This window comes from Streptomyces hirsutus, from assembly GCF_001418415.1.
In the GTDB taxonomy this organism is placed as follows: Bacteria; Actinomycetota; Actinomycetes; order Streptomycetales; family Streptomycetaceae; genus Streptomyces; species Streptomyces hirsutus.
Window position 1 is genome coordinate 1 of sequence record NZ_LIQT01000516.1, and the last position, 5,134, is coordinate 5,134.

Below are 5,134 nucleotides of genomic sequence, written 5' to 3' on the forward strand. Positions count from 1 at the left end.
GGACATCCGCCGATGGTCGGCTACCTGGTGCTGGTCCCCGCCGACCAGCGGCCGCCGTTCCCGGTGGCGGTCCCGGGCCCCGGAACCGGCCGGCACCCCGGCGCGGCTTCCACGGCCGCGCCCGGCGCCGCCGACGACACCGCCGCCGGCGACGACCGGCGGATCCGGGTCGACACCGTGCAGCGCACCGCCGAGGTGGACGGGCGCCGACTCGACCTCACCTACCTGGAGTTCGAGCTGCTCGCCCATCTCGTGGCCCACCCGAACCGGGTGCACACCCGCGACCACCTGGTCGCCACGGTGTGGGGCTACGGCCATGTGGGCGACGGCCGCACCGTCGACGTCCACATCGCCCGGCTGCGCCGCAAGCTGGGCACCGAGCACCGGGGCACGATCCAGACCGTGCGCCGGGTCGGTTACAAGTACCTTCCCTGAGCCCCGCCGCTCTGCTCTCGGCAGATCCCCGTTCCCTCACGCCACCCGGTCCGGCAGAGTCCGATCCATGAGACTTCTGGTGCTGGGTGGTACGGAGTTCGCGGGACGGGCCGTCGTGGAGGCGGCGCTGGGGCGGGGCTGGGAGGTGACCGTCTTCCACCGGGGGCGGCACGCGGCCGTGCCGGGCGTGCGGTCGCTGCTGGGCGACCGCACGGCCGTCGACGGCCTGGCCGCCCTGGACGAGGCGGACGGCACGTGGGACGTCGTCGTCGACACCTGGTCGGCGGCCCCGCGCGCAGTCCGGGACACGGCGCGGCTGCTGCGGGACCGCGCCGACCGGTACGTGTACGTGTCGAGCCGTTCGGTGTACGAGTGGCCCGCGCCCGCCGGAGCCACCGAGGAGGCCCCCCTGGTGGCGGACGCCCGCGCGGACGCCGGTCACACCGACTACGCGCGGGACAAGCGGGGCGGCGAACTGGCCGTCGTGGACGCCTTCGGCGCCGACCGGTCGGTGCTGGTGCGGGCGGGGCTGATCCTCGGGCCGTACGAGAACGTCGGCCGGCTGCCCTGGTGGTTGAACCGGATGGCCCGCGGCGGCCCGGTCCTCGCGCCGGGACCCCGTGACCTGACCCTCCAGTACGTCGACGTCCGCGACCTCGCCGAGTGGATCCTCGGGGCGGCCGAGCAGGGGATCGGCGGGCCGTACAACCTGACCGGCCCGCAGGGGCACGCGACGATGGGCACGCTGCTGGAGGCGTGCGCGGAGGTGACGGGGGGCACGGCCGAGCTGCGGTGGACCGCACCGGAGACGATCCTGCGGGCGGGCATCGAACCGTGGACGCAGTTGCCGGTCTGGGTGCCGCCGGACGGCGAGATGCACGACGCGCTGCACGCCTCGGACGTCTCCCGGGCCCTCGCGACGGGGCTGCGCTGCCGTCCCGTCGCCGAGACCGCGGCCGACACCTGGCGCTGGCTCCAGGGCCTCGACGGGGCCGCGCCCCAGCGCCGGGACCGGACGGCCAAGGGGCTCGACCCGGAGACGGAGGCGAAGGTCCTCGCGGAGATCTCGGAGATCGGGGCGGTCCAGGAGCCGGGCGGAGGCGAGGAGAGGGTGTAGGCAGCACCACCCCGGAGTCGGGGGGTTCGGCCCCGTGACCGGGTCCCGCAGCTCGGCCAGACTGACGTCATGACCACGGAGCGCATGAGCACGGGCCACACGAGCGGTGGCACGACGACCCCGGACCCCACGAGCGCGGAGGCCGGGAATCCAGAGGCCGGGAGCGGGGTCACGAAGAGGGGCGGCGGGCGCGAACGGCACACCAAGGGCCTTCTGAAGGGAGCGCTGCGGGGACTGGGGCTGGCGCTGGTGTCGCTCCCGCTGTCGGTGCTGGCCTTCGCCCTGATCCTGGTGTCGATCGCGTTGATCCCGGCCGGTGTCGGCATCGTCACCACGCCGTACGTACTGAACGGGGCCCGGACCTACGCGAACTGGCGGCGGGTGCTGGCCGCGGAGTGGGGCGGGGTGCGCATTCCGCCCGCGTACCGGCCGGTGCCGAAGGACGCCAACCCGTGGGCGCGCACCTTCGGGATGCTCCGCGATCCGGCGACCTGGCGGGAACTGCTGTGGCTGCCGGTCGACATGACCGCGGGGTTCGTCACCGCGCTGCTGCCGGCCGTACTGCTGCTGTACCCGCTGGAGGGGTTCGCGCTCGCGGCCGGGCTGTGGCGGGTGATGCCGGACCCGTACTGGTACGGCTTCGTCCCGGTCGGCGACCGGACGTCCGCGCTCGGCGCCGGGGCGCTGGCCCTCGGGCTGCTCTTCTCGGCCCACTTCCTCTCCCCGAGCGTGCTCGCCGCGCACTACCGGCTCACCCGTGCCATCCTCTCCCCCGGCCAAGGTGAACTGGAGGAGCGGGTGCGGGTGTTGACGGAGACCCGGCGGGACGCGGTGGACACCTCGGCCGCCGAGCTCCGGCGCATCGAGCGGGATCTGCACGACGGGGCGCAGGCCCGGCTGGTCGCGATGGGCATGGACCTGGGGACCATCGAGACGCTGCTCGACAAGGACCCCCAGAAGGCACGGCAGTTGATCGCGCAGGCCCGCAAGTCGTCGGTGGAGGCGCTGTCGGAGCTGCGGGAACTGGTGCGCGGCATCCATCCGCCGGTGCTGGCGGAGCGCGGCCTGGGCGACGCGGTGCGGGCGCTGGCGCTGCGGCTCCCGGTGGCCACCGAGGTGAACGTGGACCTGCCGGGGCGGGCCGAGGCGCCGGTGGAGTCGGCCGCGTACTTCGCCGTCAGCGAGGTGCTCACCAACGCGGTGAAGCATGCGGAGGCGGACCGGATCTGGGTCGATCTGCACCACACCGAGGGACATGTGCGGGTGAGCGTCACCGACAACGGCAAGGGCGGCGCGGCGATCGGGGCCGGCTCGGGGCTGGCCGGGGTGGAGCGGCGACTGGGTACATTCGACGGCGTCCTCGCCGTCAGCAGTCCCGCGGGCGGCCCCACCATGGTCACCATGGAGATCCCTTGCGCGTTGTCCTAGCCGAAGACCTGTTCCTGCTGCGTGACGGACTGGTCCGGCTCCTCGAGGCCCACGACTTCGAGATCGCCGCGGCGGTGGAGTCCGGGCCCGAGCTCAGCCGCGCGCTGGCGGAGCTGGACCCGGACGTCGCCGTCGTCGACGTCCGTCTGCCGCCGACGCACACCGACGAAGGGCTGCAGTGCGCGCTCGAAGCACGCCGGCGACGGCCCGGACTGCCGGTGCTGGTGCTGTCGCAGCACGTCGAGCAGTTGTACGCGCGGGAGTTGCTGGCCGACGGCAGTGGCGCGGTGGGCTACCTGCTGAAGGACCGGGTGTTCGACGCGGAGCAGTTCGTCGACGCCGTACGGCGGGTGGCGGCGGGCGGCACGGCGATGGACCCGCAGGTGATCCAGCAGTTGCTGGCGCGGAAGTCGGCCGACGACCGGCCGCTGGCGCGGCTGACGCCCCGGGAGCGGGAAGTGCTGGAGGAGATGGCTCAGGGCCGGTCCAACGCGGCGATCGCCGGCAAGCTGGTGGTGACGGAACGGGCCATCGCCAAGCACACCGCGAACATCTTCGCCAAACTGGGCCTGGAGGTCTCGGACGACGACAACCGGCGGGTACTGGCGGTTCTCGCCCATCTCGACCACGGCCGGTGAAACCGGACCGCCGGGCCCCGCACCCCCTCACTGGATGCGGTTGATCCACAACTCCTCGTGTTTCAGGGGCTGTTGAAACCAGAGCGCCGCAAGAACTTCTCATCAATTTCCGGGACGGCTGAACACCCGTGGGGCGGTCCCCGTATTCAGGGGAGCCGCTTCACTCCTGTCGGGCGCCTCGATGCCCCGCAAGGGATGCCCCGCAAGGAAGTCAGAGGAGTTCCATGGGACGCAATACAAGAAAACGCCGTATGCCGTTGGCTGCCAAGGCCGTAGCCGGGACGGCGGCCCTAGCGCTCGGTGGGGGCGGGCTGGTCTGGGCGAACTTCTACGCTTCGGCCGGCGAGTCGAACCAGGCGCAGAACCGGACGAAGTCGAACGCGGCACAGCAGATCGCCACGATCGACTGCCCGGACGTGGGCCAGCAGCTCTCCGACGTGCCGGACCCGGCCCGCGGTGAGGTCGACGGTGAGCTGGCCTCGATGGACCAGCAGATCACCGAGGCCTACCAGCGCCTGGTCACCACCCGCCAGGCCCAGGCCGGGGACGCGCGGTACGTCCAGAACACCATCCTGGGTCCGCTCAAGGACCGGCGCAAGGTGCTCATCGACCGGATCAAGCTGGAGATCAGCCGCGCGGGCGGCCAGGCTCCCGGGAACCTGGACGAACTCGCCTCCTGCTCCGGCCGCCCCGCCGACCAGCCGCAGCCGACCGACGGCCAGAACGACGGTGGCCAGGACAACGGCCAGGGCGGCGACGGTCAGAACGACGGTGGCCAGAACGACGGTGGCCAGGACAACGGCCAGGGCGGCGACGGTCAGAACGACGGTGGCCAGGACCAGGGCGAGGGGCAGGCCCCGACCGACAACGGCAACGGCGCCGCGGGTCCGTTCGCCGAGGACTTCATCAACATCAACGACGTCCAGCCGAACTCGCGCAACCTGCCGAACGGTCTGGCCGCCAACGGCAGGTCCGGCTCCAAGGGCAGCTTCACCACGAAGTGTGGTGTCAACGAGAACAAGCTGTACAACAGCGACAACATCATCGTGGCCCCCGGTGTCGCGAACGGCGCGCACCACATGCACGACTACGTCGGCAACCAGAGCAACAGCTCGCTCTCCAGCGACGACGACCTGGTCGTCGCCGAGACCAGCTGCCAGAACCAGGGCGACAAGTCCTCGTACTTCTGGCCGGTGCTGCGCGTGCAGGACGGCACCCAGGAGTTCGACGCGGCCGACCAGGGCGGCGGCGCCGAGGGCAACGTCGGCAGGATCCTGCAGGCCAAGGAGGCCCAGCTCCGGTTCGTCGGCAACAAGCGGAGCAAGGTCGTCGCGATGCCGAAGCTGATGCGCATCATCACCGGTGACGCCAAGGCGTTCACCAACGGCCTGGCGAACGCCAACACCTCGTACAGCTGCACCGGCTTCGAGGACCGGCAGTCCACGGACAAGTACGTGCTGTGCCCCGAGGGCAGCCAGCTCGTGCGCACGTCCAACTTCCAGAGCTGCTGGGACGG

Annotated in this window: 5 protein-coding genes; all 5 read left to right on the plus strand. The window is 72.0% G+C overall.

The genetic code is table 11. The annotated features are described in order from the left end of the window. Positions 1 to 435 (plus strand): winged helix-turn-helix domain-containing protein (locus AOK11_RS32925; protein ID WP_055597339.1); only part of this gene is annotated, 435 nt, incomplete at its 5' end. Positions 436 to 502: 67 nt separating this feature from the next. Beyond that, the gene (locus AOK11_RS32930; RefSeq protein WP_055597337.1) at positions 503 to 1,552 is read left to right on the plus strand and encodes an SDR family oxidoreductase; all 1,050 of its coding nucleotides are present in this window, start codon (positions 503 to 505) and stop codon (positions 1,550 to 1,552) included. Positions 1,553 to 1,621: 69 nt separating this feature from the next. Further along, positions 1,622 to 2,980 carry a sensor histidine kinase gene (locus tag AOK11_RS32935; protein ID WP_240497582.1) on the plus strand — a complete coding sequence of 453 codons (1,359 nt, stop codon included), beginning with the start codon at positions 1,622 to 1,624 and terminating at the stop codon, positions 2,978 to 2,980. Next, positions 2,965 to 3,618: a response regulator transcription factor gene (locus tag AOK11_RS32940; protein WP_055597338.1), complete on the plus strand. Its 654-nt coding sequence runs from the start codon at positions 2,965 to 2,967 to the stop codon at positions 3,616 to 3,618. Before AOK11_RS32935 ends, AOK11_RS32940 begins: the two co-directional genes overlap by 16 nt. A gap of 224 nt (positions 3,619 to 3,842) precedes the next feature. Further along, positions 3,843 to 5,134, plus strand: a 1,292-nt coding sequence (locus AOK11_RS32945; RefSeq protein ID WP_055597341.1) for a DUF1996 domain-containing protein, incomplete at its 3' end; no start/stop codon positions are given.

What these genes read in the sequence shown, in the direction of transcription:
- AOK11_RS32935 (WP_240497582.1), top strand. Translation starts at nt 1,622, where the DNA reads ATGACCACGGAGCGCATGAGCACGGGCCACACGAGCGGTGGCACGACG.
- AOK11_RS32930 (WP_055597337.1), top strand. Translation starts at nt 503, where the DNA reads ATGAGACTTCTGGTGCTGGGTGGTACGGAGTTCGCGGGACGGGCCGTC.